Origin of the sequence: Mycobacterium sp. E136 (genome assembly GCF_001666865.1) — a bacterium.
In the GTDB taxonomy this organism is placed as follows: Bacteria; Actinomycetota; Actinomycetes; order Mycobacteriales; family Mycobacteriaceae; genus Mycobacterium.
In genome coordinates this window covers 1-606 of the sequence record NZ_LZJE01000112.1, presented here as the reverse complement: position 1 = coordinate 606, position 606 = coordinate 1, and the positions used below count along the sequence as shown (strand labels likewise).

Sequence of the window (606 nt, the reverse complement as noted above, 5' to 3'; positions counted from 1 at the left end):
CTCGCTGAAGCCGCTCCATCCAGAGCAGATCAGCGCCCGCTCACCCAGCTCCACGCACGCATCCGTGATCATGGCGAACACGCTGTCAGCAGACTCGACCAAGTCGACGGGGATGCTGCCGAAGCCGAAATAGATGGGTGGCCTGCCTGCGCCGATCCACGACGCAACCTCCTGATCGGTATCGGTCGGCTGGTTCATCGTCAGCGCTCCGACGAAAGGCCGCTGGCCGTCGAGATCCGCCCACTCCTCCGCCAATCCAGGAAAGCAGGCCTCCTCATAGGCCTGGATTTCCAGCGATCCACGTTCGGTGATCTGTCGCGTGTAGGGCAGTACTGCCTCGGGCAATCCCAGTTCGCGGCGCTGCGCGTTTACTACCTCTTTGGTACCGCGCCAAGTCAGCCGTTCATGCGCCAGCATGGTCGAGCGGCGGAATCGTGGCGGCAGGAATGAGAGGAGCTCGCCGTTGGGTCTTATCGGGAAGTAATGAAGCGTGGCCAACGGAATGTCGTAATACTCCGCGACGTTGCCAGCGACCTCCTCGAAAACCAGACCAGTGAAGAGCAGGTCGACGCCCTTCGCAAGAGACGTCAGCGTTCTGCTCAGCTC

1 protein-coding gene is annotated in these 606 nt (G+C 61.6%); it reads right to left on the bottom strand.

What is annotated here, in order from left to right:
- Positions 1-606, bottom strand: a 606-nt coding sequence (locus tag A5698_RS28910; protein WP_502688888.1) for a glycosyltransferase family protein, incomplete at both ends; no start/stop codon positions are given.